This is a genomic window from Bradyrhizobium sp. AZCC 1577, from assembly GCF_036924575.1.
Lineage (GTDB): Bacteria > Pseudomonadota > Alphaproteobacteria > Rhizobiales > Xanthobacteraceae > Bradyrhizobium.
The window spans coordinates 5,938,700-5,954,230 of the sequence record NZ_JAZHRQ010000001.1; the positions used below are offsets into that span (position 1 = coordinate 5,938,700).

Sequence of the window (15,531 nt, forward strand, 5' to 3'; positions counted from 1 at the left end):
TCCGCGGAGCCAGTTCATGCGTCTACCCGATCGCGTCACGGGATTGTTTCTCGTTGGCCTCGGCGCGGCTGCCGCGTATGGCGGCTGGCAGTTGCCGCCGGTGCCCGGCCAGCCGGTCGGGCCCAACGTCTTTCCGCTGGTGATTGGCACCGGTCTCGCGCTGTGCGGGCTCGCGATCGCGTTCGGGATTGGCCGCAGCTTCGAGGAAGAAGAACACCTTATTCCGGTCGAGGGCGGCCAACCGCCGCCTCCAACCGGCAAGCTCTATGGCCTGCGCGCTTTGCTCCCGCCGGCGCTGTTGCTGTTCTACGTGTTTATCGCCGACCGGCTCGGCTTCATCCTCACGGCAGCGATGATCGTCTACGTGACCTCGACGGCGCTCGGCGCCCGCTGGAAGGTTGCGTTGCCGCTCGCGCTGCTGGCGCCGATCGGCATCCACCTGATTTTCTCAAAATTGCTGCGCGTGCCGCTTCCGCCCGGCGTTTTGCCGATGCCCTGGTGATCGATGCTCAACACCCTCGCCCAAGCGCTTGCGCTCATCTCTACCTGGGAAGTCATCATCGCGATGCTCGCGGCATCGGTCTATGGCCTCGTCATCGGATCGCTGCCGGGGCTATCCGCGACCATGGCGACCGCGCTGCTGGTCCCCGTCACCTTCTATCTGTCACCGATCGCCGCAATCGCCACCATCGTCGCCGCATCCACGATGGCGATCTTCGCCGGTGACATCCCCGGCGCGCTGCTGCGCATTCCCGGCACGCCCGCCTCGGCGGCTTACGCAGACGAAGCCTATGCGATGACGCGCAAGGGCGAGGCCGAGCTCGCGCTCGGCGCCGGTGTCTGGTTCTCCGCCGTGGGCGGCATCGCAGGCACGCTGTCGCTGATGATCCTGGCGCCGCCGCTGGCCGAGATCGCGCTGTCGTTCTCGACCTTCGAATATTTCTGGCTCGCTTTCCTCGGCCTGATGTGCGCCACGCTGGTCGCGCGGTCTTCCCCGGTGAAGGCGATCGCCAGCATGTTCATCGGCTTGCTCGTCGCCTGCATCGGCATCGAAAACCCCGGCGGCGTGCCGCGCTTCACGTTTGGGATGACCAATCTGTTCGGCGGCATCGAACCGATTCCGGCGCTGGTCGGCGTATTCGCGGTGGCGCAGGTCATGCGCGCGATGCTCACGCCCGAGCCGCCGCCAATCCCGCGGCGCAGGTTCGGAAGCATCTTGGCGGGCCAATGGAAGCTCACCAAAAAGTACAACTGGCAGATGACGCGCGGGAACATCATCGGCATCATCATCGGCGTGCTGCCGGGCGCCGGCGCCGACATGGCCGCCTGGGTCAGCTACGCCATGTCCAAACGCTTTTCGAAGGAACCGGAGAAATTCGGAACCGGCCACGTCGAGGGCCTGGTCGAAGCCGGCGCCAGCAACAATGCCAGCATCGCCTCGGGCTGGGTGCCTTCGCTGCTGTTCGGCATTCCCGGCGACACCATCGCGGCCATCGCGATCGGCGTGCTTTACATGAAGGGGCTCAACCCCGGCCCGACGCTGTTCACCGAAAAAGCGTCGAGCATGTATGCGATCTACCTGATGTTCATCATCGCCAACATCATCATGATCCCGCTCGGCATCATCATGATCCGGCTCGCAAGCCTCGTGCTGCGCGCGCCGCGCTCCACGGTGATGCCGGTGATCATGTTGTGCTGCGCCGTCGGCTCCTTCGCCATCGGCAACAACATATTCGGCGTCGTTATCGTCGCAACCTTTGGCGTCATCGGTTACGTCATGGAAGAAAACGGCTATCCGGTCGCTGCCATGGTGCTCGGCATCGTCATGGGCACCATGATCGAGCAGAGTTTTGTGACCTCGCTGATCAAGTCCGACGGCAGCGTGCTGCCGTTCTTCGAGCGGCCGATCGCCGCGATCCTCGCCGCCATGGCGATCGGCGCGCTGATCTGGCCGGTGCTGGTCTGGGTATGGCGGAAGCTCAAACGCAGCCCCGTCCCTGCCACGTCGGCGCGCTGAAGGACTGAGCCCCCTCGCCTGCACGGCGCGGGCGTTGTAAACCAAGTCATGACCCTGCCGAAGAATCCTTCCCCCGATGTCGGGAAACTCGCCAAAGAACTCCGCGCGGGCCAACGCGCGGCGCTGGCGCGTGCGATTACCCTGATCGAGAGCCGGCGTTCCGATCACCAGGCCGCGGCGCGCGAACTGGTGCAGGCGCTGTTATCAGACACCGGCAAGGCGGTACGCGTCGGCATTACCGGCTCGCCCGGGGTCGGCAAATCCACCACCATCGATGTGCTTGGCATGTTCCTGATCGAGCGCGGCCACAAGGTCGCAGTGCTGGCGGTGGACCCCTCCTCGGCCCGCACCGGCGGCTCGATCCTCGGTGACAAGACGCGGATGGCACGGCTGGCAAATTCCGAAGCCGCCTTCATCCGGCCCTCGCCCTCGTCCGGTACGCTCGGCGGCGTCGCCGCAAAAACCCGCGAGGCAATGCTGCTCTGCGAAGCGGCCGGCTTCGACGTGGTGCTGGTCGAGACCGTCGGCATCGGCCAGTCCGAAACCGCCGTCTGCGACATGACCGATTTCTTTCTCGCCCTGATGCTGCCCGGCGCCGGTGACGAATTGCAGGGCATCAAGAAAGGTCTGGTCGAACTCGCCGACATGATCGCGATCAACAAGGCGGACGGCGATAACGTCAAGCGTGCCAATCTGGCGGCGGCCGAGTATCGCAGCGCGCTGCATATTCTCAGTCCCCGCTCGGAGCATTGGCATCCGCCGGTCGTGACCTATTCGGCGCTGACCGGCATAGGCATGGACACACTGTGGCAGAAGATTTTGGATCACCGCACCGCCATGAACGCCTCGGGCGAGTTCGCAGGCCGGCGGCGCGAGCAGCAGGTGAAATGGATGTGGTCGATGCTGGAGCAGCGCATGATGGCGCGGCTGCGCGCCGATGCCGCGATCCGCGCCAAGGTAAAGAAGACCGAGGCCGAGGTCGCCGACGGCCGCATCACGCCGGCGGTCGCCGCCGAGCAGATCGCGGAGTGGATGCGATGAGCGACAAGCTTCGCATTCTCATCACCGGCTTCGGCCCGTTTCCAGGTGCGCCCTACAATCCCACGCAGTCGCTGGTGGCACGTCTGACGCGGCTGCGTCGCCCGGCCTTCACCGACGTCGAACTGTCCAGCCACATCTTTCCCGTTACCTACAAGGCGGTCGACCGCGAATTACCGCTGGCGCTGCAAAAGCACCAGCCGCACGCGCTGTTGATGTTTGGCCTCGCTTCTCGCACGTCGTATCTGCGGATCGAAACCCGCGCCCGCAATGCCGTCACCATGCTCTGGCCTGACGCCGCGCAAACCCGCGCGCGCAAGGGATCGATCGCCGACGGCGCCGATGCGCAAAGGTTCGGTCCGCACACAGCCAAACTACTGCGCGTGGCCAAGAACACCGGCCTCGATGCCCGCGCCTCGCGCGACGCCGGAAGCTATCTCTGCAACTATCTGAGCTGGCGCGCGATTGAAGCCGTGGATGCCGGTAACGGCCCCCGCCTTGCCACCTTCATCCACATCCCGCCGCTGGCGCGCAGCGGCGCGGCCAGACGAAAAGGTGTTCCGCGCATCACGCTGGAGGAGCTGGTCGATGCCGGCGAAGCGATGCTCATGGAAACGGTGCGGCTGGCAAGAACGGCGGCTTAACTCCGTCGTCGTCCCTGCGAACGCAGGGACCCATAACCACCGTTGCCAATTGTGAGAAAAGCCGTCTGCGCTCGTGCCCCTTCCAAGGGCCGCGGCGTATGGGTCCCGGCTCGCGCGGAGCCTGTCATCGGGCGCGCATTCGCGCGACCCGTTGGCTTGGCCGGGACGACGAGCATAATTTATCGCACCCAACATTAACCCTACCCCCAACAATCGCCGCCTCTTTCCCGGTCTTCATCATGCTGCACTGCATTTTCGCGATACCTATGAAACGCGAATGCCACGACCTGCATCGCGCTAGGGTCATCAGCCATGGACATGAACCGCCGCCATCTCATTGGAGCGTCCGCCGCCGGTGCAGCCGGCGCGCTGGCGATGTCGCCTGACGCTGCGCGCGCAGCGCCCCTCACGTCCACGCTCGGGCGCGACGTCACGCAATATGGCGTCCGCCCCGGCAGCCCGGACGATCAGACCGTGAAACTGCAGCGCGCGATCGACGAGGCGGCACGCGCGCAAGTGCCGCTGGCGCTGCCGCCGGGGGTCTATCGCACCGGCATGCTGCGCCTTTCGAACGGCACGCAACTGGTCGGCGTCCGCGGCGCGACCAAGCTCGTGTTTACCGGCGGCGCCTCGATGCTGCAGGGCGAAGGCGCCAACAGCGTCGGCCTGACCGGCATCACCTTCGACGGCGGTCGCATTCCGCTGCCGACGCGCCGCGGCTTGGTGCACTGCCTCGGCGGGCGGGATGTCCGGATCGCCAATTGCGAAATATCTGGCAGCGGCGGCAACGGCATCTGGCTCGAACAGGTCTCGGGCGATATTTCCGGTAACATTTTCACGAAAATTGCGACCACCGCCGTCGCATCCTTCGACGCGCTCGGCCTGATCGTGGCGCGCAACACCATCACCGATACCAATGACAACGGTATCGAAATCCTGCGCACAGCGATCGGCGACGATGGGACGCTGGTTCTCGACAACCGGATCGAGGATATCAAGGCCGGCCCCGGCGGCTCCGGGCAGTATGGCAACGCCATCAACGCCTTCCGCGCCGGCAATGTGATCGTGCGCGGCAACCGCATCAAGAATTGCGACTACTCGGCCGTGCGCGGCAATTCGGCGTCGAATATTCACATCACCGACAACAGCGTCAGCAATGTCCGCGAGGTCGCGCTCTATTCGGAATTTGCGTTCGAAGGCGCCGTGATCGCCAATAACACCGTCGACGGCGCCGCCGTCGGCGTCTCCGTCTGCAATTTCAACGAAGGCGGACGCATCGCCGTCGTCCAAGGCAACATCATCCGCAACCTGCTGCCGAAGCGGCCGATCGGCACTGCACCCGACGACGACGCCGGGATCGGCATCTATGTCGAGGCGGACTCCACAGTCACAGGCAATGTGATCGAGAACGCGCCGTCGTTCGGCATCATCGCCGGATGGGGCAAATATCTCCGCGATGTCGCGATATCAGGCAATGTCATCCGCAACGCCTTCGTCGGCGTCGGCGTATCGGTGTTGCCGGGCGCCGGCATGGCGCTGGTCAACAACAACATGATTTCGGAAACCCCGCGCGGCGCCGTGGTCGGGCTCGATCACGCCCGCACGATTACGACCGATCTGTCCGCCGAAGGCGCGCAGCGTTACGCGCAGGTGGTGGTGGGCGGCAACGCGGTGCGGCGGTAGTTCGCCCTCCTCGCTCACCTCTACAGCGCGTTGCGCAACGCCGGATATCGTTCCTTCATCGCGTCGAAATCGATCGCCGGGAATGGCATTTCCTCCAGCGCCAGCACATCCGGCACGGACGGCGCTTCGTCCGCCACGACGAGTTGGCTTTCCAGCGCGACCAGAACATCATCAGGGATATCGGGCGGCGGCGCGGCGGCCGCGATCGGCGGTGGCGTCACGGCCATCGGAGCCGGTTGCGGCTGAAGCTGCACGACCGGCGGACGATAGCCCTCGTCGCGCGGCAGCGGCGTCAAGAGCAGCGGCGTCGTTCGACGGCGGCCGAGCCAGGCCATGTCGATCTGCGTGTTGTCGAGCGAGGCTTCGCGGCTCAACAGGTCACGCCAGGTTGCGACGGCGGCCTTGGCTTCCTGGATGTTTTCGAGGAACTCGCGTTCGGTGTGAAAGCGGCGCCAGCGTCCGGTCTCGAACAGTTCAGTGAGGTATTCCAACCGTTGCTCGGCAAGGCTGCACCAGCGCGCAACGATGTTGCGGCCACGTGCCACGTCTGCAGGATGTGCCATAAATCAGCCCGTAAGAGGGGGACGGACGCAGACGCAACCGAGACGAATCAGTGGGATGTGACTGGGATATTCTGTGGAAAACTTTTTCGTTGTCCAGTGCGTGAAGGGACGGGAGCGCGCAGCAATCGAAGAAACCCGCACAAATACGGGTTAATCCGCTCTTCGCGGTCAAGCCGCACAGCAGCATGGTCGCGTTACGCGGCGAGCCTCGATCCTTTCAGTTGAGAAGATGCACGGGAAAATTGCGCATCGTTCAGACGAGTCGGAAAACTTGCAGCCGCAAGCCGTCGCGGTGCCGCACGAAACGTAGCTTCGTCCAAAAACCTGCGCTGAAAATGAAAGACCCGTCCGGGGGGACAACCGGACGGGTCAAGCTATATGGGCGCTTGGGGTGGATGGGCGCTCGCGCCGAATACAGCCTATGGGGAGGGATTACCGCTCCCACGTTGATAAGTCGCGACACCCTCTCCGGACGTTCAAAACGCCGGACGATTTTTTTAACCTTGTCTTCAGGGATGATCGTCGGAAAATCGCTGCGAGGCAGGCTATTTTGCGGCGTTTGCGGCCGATTTGTCCGCCGCCATCGAGGGCGAGGCGTCGTTCAATGCGCGGCTCACGGAAGTGTTATCCGCGGCCGGGTCATGCGCCGGCGCTTTCTCCCCCGCAGGCTTGCCGGAAACCGAGGCAAGCGGAACCGCCGGTCCGGCGGCCGTGACGGCAGCAAAGGCATCGGCCCCACCTGCCCCAAACTGATCGTCGCGGCCGGGAGTGCCGAGATCGCGGGCGGTCCCGGTCAGAATTGCGCGAACATCGCCCGGCTTCAACGAAGGATTGCGCTCCATCATCAGCGCCGCGACGCCGCTGATATAGGCGGCGGAGAACGAGGTGCCCGACGTGATCTGGTATTTTTCATCGGGCGCCGGCAGGAAGATATCCGCGCCCGGTGCTGCAACCGCGATGTGGTTGCCCCGGTTCGATGCCGCAAACAGTCTTTCCTGCGCGTCGGTGCCACTCACCGCGATGACATTGGGATTGGCGGCCGGATAGAGCGGCGGCGATTTCGCTCCGGCATTGCCGGCCGCAGCCACCATCAGGATGCCACGGGCTGCGGTAGCGGCGATGCCCCGCTCGATCAGCGGATCCTTCGGACCGGCAAAGCTCATGTTGACGATCTGCGCGCCGTGCTCGGCCGCGTAGTCCAGTCCCCGGAGGATCACATAGGACGTGCTCTCCGCGCCCTTCGATCCCGCACCGAACGCGCGGATCGCGATCAACCTCGCCTCCGGTGCGCTCCCCATCAGCTTGGCATGCGCCACGATCGCGCCGGCAATGCCCGTGCCATGGACATGCGGACCTTCCTTGCTTCCGAGCGCGTCGAAACTGTCGGCAACCGAACTGGCGAGTTCGGGATGCTTGGCATCGACGCCTGAATCGATCACCGCAATGGTGACGTTCATGCCGCGGACGAGCGCGTGCGCCTGTGGCAGCCGAAGCTGGGCGACGGCGTATTGGGCGGCATCGCCCGCGGTCGAAGCCTTCTTCTGATCCTGCAGGAAGTAACGGAAATTGAGCTGCACCGAACGCACGCTGGCATCGGCCGCGAGTTCGCGGCGCACGGTGTCCACCGGCCGGTTATCGACGATGCGGAACAGACCGATGGTGCCGCCGAGCAACGGGAAGTTTTGCGACGCGATACGTTCCAGGCCGTGACGCCGCGCCAGTTGGTCGGCTTCGGCGGTGGATAACGCGCCGTCGATTTCGGCGACGAGTTCGTTCTTGACCGCGCGCAGATTGACCGCTGCCTGTGCGTCGTTGTTGCCCGATCCGCCCTTGCCCTTCTTGGCCGAGGTGCCGTTGCCGCCGCCGGCCGATATCACCGGACGATCGAAGCACTCGCCATCGGGACCGCGAAGCGCATATGCGCAAGCCGGATAGAGGTTGGGCGAAAACCGCGCATGGGGCAGCGTCGACCGCACGCCGGCGCCCGGACGGACTCGCAGGGTCGAACTCATGGTGCCAATCCGGGACGGCGGCGTCCGTGCGACGGTATCGGCGCGCATGGCCGGCCGCGCCGCAACCGTCGGACTGATCCGCGGGGTCACCGTCGGACTGATGGTGGGCATCCGCGAGCCGACGTTCAGACTGGGGGTGCGCATGATGCTTTGCGCATGCACCGCCGAGGGTCCGAAAGCGATCAGCGGAAGCAGCACGGCCGACACCGCCCATGCCGCACGCTGGGTCCTTGTCCACCAACTCACGCCATCATGAACCATGGGACCTCAGCTTGCCCGGCCCACGCCAGGCGGCCTTATGGCGTTGCCACCGCCAAGCTGACGATTTTCTCACGCTGCAGCCTGCTCAACAGGCCAGCAACTTCGTCCTTGCTCATCGCCTTGTTGCCGAACTGCAGCCGGAACATGCCGCCCTTGGCGCCGTCGATCGAGGCCTGGTAGTTGTCGAGCAGCGCCGTGATGTCGGCGATGCGCGCTTCAGGCGCGAACCGCACCAGCGCGCGCGGCGGCGCGACGCTGCCTGCGAGATCGCGCGTAATCGGCGCCGATGGCCGCTCGTTCAGGCTTAGCGACGCCGTCTCGAACAACGCGGTCTGGCTCTTCATCAGTACGGCGCCGATCACGCCGGCCTGCAGCACGAGCGCCACGGCGCCAAGGCTCGCCGACCAGGCGAGCGTACGCGGCGACAGGCTTGCGAAAAACTCCGATACCCGCGCGGACAGGCTCACCGAGCGCGAGGACTCACGCGCAGGCTCCGCGTCGATTGCGGCAAACAGCTTCTGCATGGCGCGCGTGGACGGTGCACCCAGGCTCTCGTTGAGGCTGATCGTCTCGGCGTATTCTTCGCGGATGACGGCATACTGCCGGGCAAGCTCGGAATCCCCGGCAAGCGCTTCCTCGACGCGGCGTGCATCGCGCGCGCTCAGGGTGCCGGCCGCGTGGAAGGGCAACAGCGTCTCTATTTCGCTGGGCTCGTGATCCAGCATTTTTTTGCTCGCTGCCATCATGGCCAACCTCGCTCTACGCCTGCTGCTTTGAGCAACTCGGCCAATTTCTTGCGCGCATAAAACAGGCGCGTCTTGACGGTATTCTCCGGAATGCCGACGATTTCGGCTACCTCTTCCACGGACTTCTCGTGGTAGTAGACGAGATCGACGATCTCCCGATGCTCTGGCGAAAGTGCCGTCAGGCACTTGCGCAGCGCTTCACCCGTATCCTTCTTCTGCGCCACCACTTCCGGATCGTCGGACGTATCCTCGATCGCGTTCGCGGTCTCCTCGTCCAGCCCAACGTCCTTGCGGCGCCTAAGTGCCGAAAGGGCTTTGAACCGCGTAATCGCCAAGAGCCAGGTGGTAACGGCGGATCGGCCTTCGAACTTGCCAGCCTGACGCCACACATCGAGAAAAACCTCGCTGATGAGATCTTCCGCGACCTGTTCGTCCCTTACGAGCCGAAGCCCGAAACGGAACACCCTGACATGGTGCCTTCCGTAAAGCACCTGCATGGCGAGCCGGTCGCCTTGGGCGATCCGAGCGATCAGAATTTCGTCTGAAGCCGCCTGTGTCGCGCTCAATGGCCGTCTCGCAAGATTGGTCTGACGGGGGTGGCCGGCGGTTCGATGCGAAGAGTGAGATTCTTCACATTACGGCAATGCCCGGATCGCATGTGTGATCTACCCCACAGATGGCCAGTGCCAGGCCATTTTGCCGCCAGAAAGGAGCTAAACCCCAGAATTGGTACCATATTACGGAAACACTTTCCTGAAACGCGAGCCCGACCTTAGCAAGGCTTCGCCGGCAGGGCAGCATCCACGTGACGCCCCCTGGGGTTCCCGCGCAGGCAGGTTCCGCACTATCGGAATTCGGCAGATTTCCGTTGCGAAATCAGTGCAATGGCAGGGTTTTAACGGAGCCGATCGACCTCAAAAGATACCAAACCTAAAGGCTTTATTCCCTAAAGTTTCGTCCGGCATCACCAACAGCGGCGGGACATGAGCAGCGCGGCATCATTGCTTCAGGAGCAAGGCTCCCACAATGCGACCGCGCGCGTCGCCCGCCTGCCGCTGGAAGTATTGACGCGCCGGGCCGGCCAGCGCCGCCAGATGCTGGCCGTGCAAGGCGTCAGCTATTTGCTCATCACCTCGGTCCTGCTGGTCTATTGCTACGCCGGCACCGTCCCGATCATCATTCCATCGACCTATTTCCTTTCCGGCATCGGATTGGTGTCGGTCTTTGTCGTGTTGTCGGAAGCCCACTTCAACGACCGGTTCGAGGACCATTATCTCACGATCTTCCAGGTCGCCGGCCACGTCGCGCTCCAGCTCTGTTTTCTGCTGGCCGCGCCACAGATCGGATTTGCCTTCCTGAGCGTCGTATTCCTCATCTTTGGATTCGGCGCGCTGCGAATGACGTCCCGGCAGGCGATCATCACCTGGACCCTCACCATCGTAGGCCTAGCGCCGATCTTCCTGTTTGCCAGCACCCCGATCGGCCTGCCGATTACCACCCAGACCGAACGCGTCGCGGCCATGCTTTCCTTTGTCCTCACCATCGGACAATGCGCCTTCGTGGGACTGTATGGCTCTACCATGCGCAAGATGCTCTACGACCGCAGCTTCGAACTGAAGGCGGCGTACAAGCGGATCGAGGAGCTTGCCGAACTCGACGAACTGACCGGGTCGTCCAACCGCCGCAGCATCATGCGGATGCTGGAGGAGGAGATTGCCCGCGCGAGCCGCAGCGGATCGCCCTGCTCGATCGCGCTGATCGACCTCGACTGGTTCAAGCGCATCAACGACGCCTACGGTCACCCGACCGGCGACGAGGTGCTGCGGACATTCTCGATCACCATGTTTGCCAACATCCGCAGCATCGACCGGTTCGGCCGATATGGCGGCGAGGAATTCCTGCTGGTGCTGCCCGACATGGACATCGACCAAGCCATGCACGCACTCGACCGGTTGCGCGCCATTATTGCCGGTCTCGACTGGAGCGCATTCTCGCAGGGCATGAAGGTGACGATGTCGGCAGGCGTTGCAACGCTGAACCCGAACGAAACATCAGACACATTTCTCGCGCGCGCCGATAGCGCGCTTTATGCAGCCAAGGCGCAAGGACGTAACCGGATTACCAGCGCCTGACCCGACATATTTCAGCTCCGGCGGCGAAGAAGCTCCGCCGCTTTTTGCTCCAGGACAGAGTCATGATTTCGAAGACCGCTACCTCTCCTTCTCCCGGAAACCTGCTCGACGAGCTGCAGTCCACGCTTGCGCACGGAACCGTCGCTCGCCGGGTAGAGACGCTCCGTCGAGTGACCGATCTCTTCATCAACGGCGCGGTGGATTATTCGGACGAGCAGGTCGGGCTATTCGACGACGTCTTCCAGTGCCTGATCGACCACATCGAAACCTCGGCCAAGATGCTGCTGGCCAACCGTCTCGCCCCGATCGACACTGCCCCGCCGCTCACCATCCGCGCGCTTGCATTCGACGACGTCATCGAGGTGGCGGGTCCTGTGCTGTCGCAATCGATGCGGCTCGACGACAAGACCTTGATCGAGAATGCGCGCAGCAAGAGCCAGGCGCATTTGATGGCGATCTCGACCCGCAAGACGCTGAGCGGCGCGGTTACCGAGGTGCTGGTCCAGCGCGGCAACGATCAGGTGATCCAGTCGACCGTCAACAATCCCGGCGCGGAATTCACCGAGCGCGGCTTTACCCGCCTCGTCAGCCGCGCCGAAGGCGACGACGATCTCACCGCCTGCATCGGCATGCGTCCGTCCGTGCCGCGGCATCTCTACCTGAAACTGCTCGCCAAGGCCTCCGATACGGTGCGGCAGCGGCTGGAGGCCGCCAATCCCCAGCAGGCGGCCGAGGTGCCGAACGTGGTCAAGGAGGCAACGCGGCGCGCGCGCTCCGCGACCTCTGATATCACCAAGGACACTGAGATTGCGCACGCGCTGGTCAAGTCCCTGTACGAGGACGGCCGGCTCGACGAATCCGAAGTGGCGTCGTTTGCCGATGCCGGGAAATTCGACGAGGCCAACGCCTCGATTGCGGCGCTTGCCAACGTGCCGGTCGCAATCGCCGAGAACATGATGATCGAAAGCCGGGCCGAAGGCGTGATGATTTTGGCGAAGGTCGCAGGACTGTCATGGTCGACGGTCAAGACCATCATCAGGATGCGCGACGAACTGTCCGGCGCGGAGCCGACGGATCTTGCCGCCTGCAAGGACACCTATGAACGGTTGCGACCTTCGACGGCACAGCAGGTGCTGCGCTTCCATCGCATGCAGCAGAACGTACCGGCGTAAGTTCGTAGCCTGCTTCAGTATTTCAGCAGCTTCGCTCCGGCGAGCGCGCCGATCGCGGTCACCAGCGCGGTCGCGATCGTGTACCAGGTCGCGACGAACAGCGGTGAATCATCCGTGCAATGCGAGGCATAGAGCGTTGCCGCCAATCCCGCCGACAATAGTCCGGCGATGGCGCCCGCCAATGCAGGCCGCGACGGGGCACCGTGACGCAATCCGAGCAGCACGCCGGCCAGGATCGGCAACGACATCAGCGGGATCGCCGTCAGACAGACCCACGAATTCTTGCCGACCAGCCGCGTCATCATCGGCAGCCGTTGCGGCATTATCATTTCGCCGCCGATCCCAGCGGTCAAAATTCCCACCGGCGCCAGCAGCAGCCAACCAAATCCGCGCAGCGATGCTTCGGGTCGCGACAGATGCAGGCTGACGGCAATTGCCGAGATCGCGAGCGCCAGCGTGACCGCGAACTTCAAGTCGAAGAACGGATTGCGCATTGCAGCCATCACGTCGGGCCTGACGCCGAGTTCGGTGAAGAACATCAACAGCGAAACCGGTGCAGCGGCCAAGAGCGCCAGCATCAGCGCGAAGCCGACCGGGCGCGCGCGGTGCGCGTTGTCGGCCGCCAACGTTCGAATGAGCTGATCGGTATCCATGCTCAATTTTCCCGCAACTTCGCCGTCAAGCTGGTCAGCCCCCGGTGCAGCGCCACCCGCACCGCGCCCTCGCTCATCGAAAATTTCGCGGCCGTATCCTTGATCGAGGCGCTGTCGACCGCGATCGACTGCAGCACCTCGCGCTGCCGCGCCGGCAGCGTCTGGAGCTGGGCAGCGACCTCGCTTGGCGAAGCCGTTTCGGCCGGCGCTTCGCCCGGCAGCGTCTCGGCGAAATCGTCAATATCGACGAAAATGCGCCGGCCGCGGCGGCGCAGCGCATCGATCAGCTTGTTGCGGGCGATCGCGAACAGCCATGGGGCAAATGGGGCGGTGACATCCCAGGTATGCCGCTTCAGATGGACCGCCAGCAAAATGTCCTGCACGATGTCCTCGGATTGATCGACCGGTTGCCCTGCCCGCGCCAGACCGCGGCGCGCCGCGGCCCGGAGCACGGGCGTGACGGCCTTGAGCAGGCGATGATACGCCGAGCTATCGCCTGCAATGGCCGACCGCATCAGGCCGGTCCATTCGTCATCCCGTTCGCGCACCCGCGCTCCTACCCTGCAATTCGCTCGATCTTTCAATTTGTTACGTCAGGACAATCCAATCACGAACTCGTGATCAAAGGCCCCGTCGGCAGCTTGGGCTGGCTCCCTATCCAAAGGAATCGGGAGACAACCGGCTGCGCGATGGCAGGCTCATAACATCGATTGCGCAGGCTCGCATCCGGCGTAGCTTGCTAATTCCGGTCGGCAAAATGCCCGCCAGTACGTCGGCTGACTGACATTGCCCAGCTTTTGCCCGGTGTTGCCCGAAGATTCCTATTTTCCGCCGTGCTGTGGACACCTGGGGGGTCTCATTTCGCCGCCGGGCGGCGGCCAATGGGGAGATTCCACATGACGATCCGAGCCAGCGCGGGGTCGGCCTTCATTCTTGCGGCAGGGCTTTTGTTGGGTTTCGCAGCACCATCGCCGGCGACGGCGGCCCCCGCCGACGACGCCGCGGTGTCGAAACCGGAAAGCGCGACGTCCGAGAAGTCCGCCAAGCAGGGTTCGCGTTCCCTGAAGAAGCGCTCCGCCCATCGCAAATCCACGCGTGCGGCATCGAAACCCGTCGAGGACAAGCAGCCTGAGGAAAAGCAGGTCGCCGATGCGAGCGGCGGCACTCCGCCCGGGATGCCTGAATGGCTCGCAAACGCCAACGCACAAATGACGGCAGCCGATGCGCCGGCCGACAGCGCCAAGGGGATGTCGGCGGCGATGTCCGAGAAGGCCAACACCGTCCTGCAAGCTGCGACGGACAAGCCGGCTGACGCCGAGGCGCCGGCCGATGCTACCGTAGTTGCCTCCGACCAGCTCAACGATGTCGATCGTGCGCTGCAGGCGACCCTGCCCGAGGACTCCGCCACGCAGACGGTCGCGATGGCCTCGACCAAACCTGCATCGGAAGCCTCCGATCAAGCCGTCAACAACGAGAGTTCCACCCTGGACAAGACCTCGCTGATCGGAAAGATCTTCATCGCCTTCGGCGCCCTGCTGACGATGGCCTCGGCCGCGCGTATGTTCATGGCGTAGCTGTCGGCATACCGGACGCGGCGCCCCCGCATCCGGGATCCGTTCCAGCCCACTTGAAGCCCACCCCGGCAGCGGGCACATTGCCCGCGAAAAGGACTACCCCGGGGTGGATCATGGCAACGTTCGAAAACATCATTGTCGAGAGCAAGGGCGCGGTCGGCATCATTACGCTGAACCGGCCGAAAATGCTCAACGCGCTGTCGTTCGGCGTATTTCGTGAAATCGCTGCCGCGGTCGACGACCTTGAGGCCGACGACAAGATCGGCTGCATCCTGCTCACCGGCAGCGAAAAGGCGTTCGCCGCCGGCGCCGACATCAAGGAGATGCAGCCGAAAAGCTTCATCGACATGTTCTCCAGCGATTTCACCGCCATCGGCGGCGACCGCGTTGCCACCTGCCGGAAACCGACGATTGCGGCCGTTAGCGGCTACGCGCTGGGCGGCGGCTGCGAGCTCGCCATGATGTGCGACATCATCATCGCCGCCGATACCGCCAAATTCGGCCAGCCCGAAATCACGCTCGGCACCATCCCCGGTATCGGCGGCACCCAGCGGCTGACGCGTGCGATCGGCAAGTCCAAGGCGATGGATCTCTGCCTCACCGGACGCGTGATGGATGCGGCCGAAGCGGAGCGTTCCGGCCTCGTCAGCCGCGTCGTGCCGGCCGACAAACTGATGGAAGAAGCGCTCTCGGCCGCGGAAAAGATCGCCTCGATGTCGCGGCCCGCGGCCGCGATGGCCAAGGAAGCCATCAACCGCGCGTTTGAGACGCCGCTGTCGGAGGGCATGAATGTCGAGCGCAACCTGTTCCACTCGACCTTCGCGCTGGAAGACCGCGCCGAAGGCATGGCGGCGTTCATCGAGAAGCGCAAGCCGGTGAACAAGAACAGGTAACGCCGAGCTCTCTCCGCAGTCGTCCCTGCGAACGCAGGGACCGATACGCCGCGGCCGTCGTGTTGAAGCGACGATGGCGGACATCTTCTTTAAGCAATTGCATCCTGTGGTTATGGGTCCCTGCGTTCGCAGGGACGACGCTA

The 15,531-nt window shown here is 63.9% G+C and carries 15 protein-coding genes; 9 read left to right on the forward strand and 6 right to left on the reverse strand.

Translation table 11 applies throughout. From position 1 onward, the window contains the following. The first annotated feature begins 16 nt into the window (after positions 1-16). From V1278_RS28295 to V1278_RS28315, 5 genes are all read left to right on the forward strand, one after another. Positions 17-502 carry a tripartite tricarboxylate transporter TctB family protein gene (locus V1278_RS28295; RefSeq protein ID WP_028348941.1) on the forward strand — a complete coding sequence of 162 codons (486 nt, stop codon included), beginning with the start codon at positions 17-19 and terminating at the stop codon, positions 500-502. Between the two features lie 3 nt (positions 503-505). Beyond that, positions 506-2,017, forward strand: a complete 1,512-nt coding sequence (locus V1278_RS28300; RefSeq protein WP_334382955.1) for a tripartite tricarboxylate transporter permease — start codon at positions 506-508, stop codon at positions 2,015-2,017. 48 nt (positions 2,018-2,065) lie between these two features. Beyond that, positions 2,066-3,058 (forward strand): methylmalonyl Co-A mutase-associated GTPase MeaB, encoded by a 993-nt coding sequence (gene meaB / locus V1278_RS28305; protein ID WP_334382956.1) that lies wholly within the window; start codon positions 2,066-2,068, stop codon positions 3,056-3,058. Continuing rightward, entirely contained in the window at positions 3,055-3,699 is a 645-nt protein-coding gene (locus tag V1278_RS28310) for a pyroglutamyl-peptidase I (protein WP_334367889.1), read from the forward strand. Before meaB ends, V1278_RS28310 begins: the two co-directional genes overlap by 4 nt. A 312-nt stretch (positions 3,700-4,011) precedes the next feature. Next, positions 4,012-5,382, forward strand: a complete 1,371-nt coding sequence (locus V1278_RS28315; RefSeq protein ID WP_334382957.1) for a TIGR03808 family TAT-translocated repetitive protein — start codon at positions 4,012-4,014, stop codon at positions 5,380-5,382. A 20-nt stretch (positions 5,383-5,402) separates the two neighbouring features. Here V1278_RS28315 and V1278_RS28320 read toward each other — a convergent pair whose 3' ends face one another. From V1278_RS28320 to V1278_RS28335, 4 genes are all read right to left on the reverse strand, one after another. After that, positions 5,403-5,945, reverse strand: a complete 543-nt coding sequence (locus V1278_RS28320; RefSeq protein ID WP_334382958.1) for a TIGR03809 family protein — start codon at positions 5,943-5,945, stop codon at positions 5,403-5,405. 545 nt (positions 5,946-6,490) lie between these two features. Further along, complete coding sequence (locus V1278_RS28325; RefSeq protein WP_334539182.1) at positions 6,491-8,218, reverse strand: S8 family serine peptidase; 1,728 nt, start codon at positions 8,216-8,218, stop codon at positions 6,491-6,493. A gap of 35 nt (positions 8,219-8,253) precedes the next feature. Continuing rightward, positions 8,254-8,964: a hypothetical protein gene (locus tag V1278_RS28330; RefSeq protein WP_334382960.1), complete on the reverse strand. Its 711-nt coding sequence runs from the start codon at positions 8,962-8,964 to the stop codon at positions 8,254-8,256. Beyond that, positions 8,961-9,530, reverse strand: a complete 570-nt coding sequence (locus V1278_RS28335) for a sigma-70 family RNA polymerase sigma factor (RefSeq protein WP_334367885.1) — start codon at positions 9,528-9,530, stop codon at positions 8,961-8,963. The genes V1278_RS28330 and V1278_RS28335 overlap by 4 nt, the downstream gene beginning before the upstream one ends. A 417-nt stretch (positions 9,531-9,947) precedes the next feature. Between V1278_RS28335 and V1278_RS28340 the strand changes: the two genes are divergently transcribed. Both V1278_RS28340 and V1278_RS28345 read left to right on the forward strand, forming a co-directional pair. Next, positions 9,948-11,096: a GGDEF domain-containing protein gene (locus V1278_RS28340; RefSeq protein ID WP_334382961.1), complete on the forward strand. Its 1,149-nt coding sequence runs from the start codon at positions 9,948-9,950 to the stop codon at positions 11,094-11,096. Between the two features lie 62 nt (positions 11,097-11,158). After that, entirely contained in the window at positions 11,159-12,268 is a 1,110-nt protein-coding gene (locus V1278_RS28345; RefSeq protein WP_334382962.1) for a DUF2336 domain-containing protein, read from the forward strand. Between the two features lie 14 nt (positions 12,269-12,282). Here the strand turns inward: V1278_RS28345 and V1278_RS28350 are convergent, their stop codons facing one another. Both V1278_RS28350 and V1278_RS28355 read right to left on the reverse strand, forming a co-directional pair. Beyond that, a complete protein-coding gene (locus tag V1278_RS28350) occupies positions 12,283-12,921 on the reverse strand; it encodes a DUF1109 domain-containing protein (RefSeq protein ID WP_334382963.1) in 639 nt (212 codons plus the stop codon). 2 nt (positions 12,922-12,923) lie between these two features. Then, complete coding sequence (locus tag V1278_RS28355; protein WP_334367881.1) at positions 12,924-13,469, reverse strand: sigma-70 family RNA polymerase sigma factor; 546 nt, start codon at positions 13,467-13,469, stop codon at positions 12,924-12,926. 348 nt (positions 13,470-13,817) lie between these two features. Between V1278_RS28355 and V1278_RS28360 the strand changes: the two genes are divergently transcribed. Together V1278_RS28360 and V1278_RS28365 are read left to right on the forward strand one after the other, a co-directional pair. Next, positions 13,818-14,495 carry a hypothetical protein gene (locus V1278_RS28360; protein ID WP_334382964.1) on the forward strand — a complete coding sequence of 226 codons (678 nt, stop codon included), beginning with the start codon at positions 13,818-13,820 and terminating at the stop codon, positions 14,493-14,495. 113 nt (positions 14,496-14,608) lie between these two features. Further along, positions 14,609-15,388 carry an enoyl-CoA hydratase gene (locus tag V1278_RS28365; RefSeq protein WP_334382965.1) on the forward strand — a complete coding sequence of 260 codons (780 nt, stop codon included), beginning with the start codon at positions 14,609-14,611 and terminating at the stop codon, positions 15,386-15,388. Positions 15,389-15,531 lie beyond the last annotated feature (143 nt).

Excerpts from the sequence above, each read along its gene's own strand:
- V1278_RS28300 (WP_334382955.1), top strand. The coding sequence starts at position 506 with ATGCTCAACACCCTCGCCCAAGCGCTTGCGCTCATCTCTACCTGGGAA.
- V1278_RS28340 (WP_334382961.1), top strand. The coding sequence starts at position 9,948 with ATGAGCAGCGCGGCATCATTGCTTCAGGAGCAAGGCTCCCACAATGCG.
- V1278_RS28345 (WP_334382962.1), top strand. The coding sequence starts at position 11,159 with ATGATTTCGAAGACCGCTACCTCTCCTTCTCCCGGAAACCTGCTCGAC.
- V1278_RS28320 (WP_334382958.1), bottom strand. The coding sequence starts at position 5,945 with ATGGCACATCCTGCAGACGTGGCACGTGGCCGCAACATCGTTGCGCGC.
- V1278_RS28310 (WP_334367889.1), top strand. The coding sequence starts at position 3,055 with ATGAGCGACAAGCTTCGCATTCTCATCACCGGCTTCGGCCCGTTTCCA.
- V1278_RS28350 (WP_334382963.1), bottom strand. The coding sequence starts at position 12,921 with ATGGATACCGATCAGCTCATTCGAACGTTGGCGGCCGACAACGCGCAC.
- V1278_RS28360 (WP_334382964.1), top strand. The coding sequence starts at position 13,818 with ATGACGATCCGAGCCAGCGCGGGGTCGGCCTTCATTCTTGCGGCAGGG.
- V1278_RS28365 (WP_334382965.1), top strand. The coding sequence starts at position 14,609 with ATGGCAACGTTCGAAAACATCATTGTCGAGAGCAAGGGCGCGGTCGGC.
- V1278_RS28315 (WP_334382957.1), top strand. The coding sequence starts at position 4,012 with ATGGACATGAACCGCCGCCATCTCATTGGAGCGTCCGCCGCCGGTGCA.
- V1278_RS28325 (WP_334539182.1), bottom strand. The coding sequence starts at position 8,218 with ATGGTTCATGATGGCGTGAGTTGGTGGACAAGGACCCAGCGTGCGGCA.
- V1278_RS28295 (WP_028348941.1), top strand. The coding sequence starts at position 17 with ATGCGTCTACCCGATCGCGTCACGGGATTGTTTCTCGTTGGCCTCGGC.
- V1278_RS28330 (WP_334382960.1), bottom strand. The coding sequence starts at position 8,964 with ATGATGGCAGCGAGCAAAAAAATGCTGGATCACGAGCCCAGCGAAATA.
- meaB (WP_334382956.1), top strand. The coding sequence starts at position 2,066 with ATGACCCTGCCGAAGAATCCTTCCCCCGATGTCGGGAAACTCGCCAAA.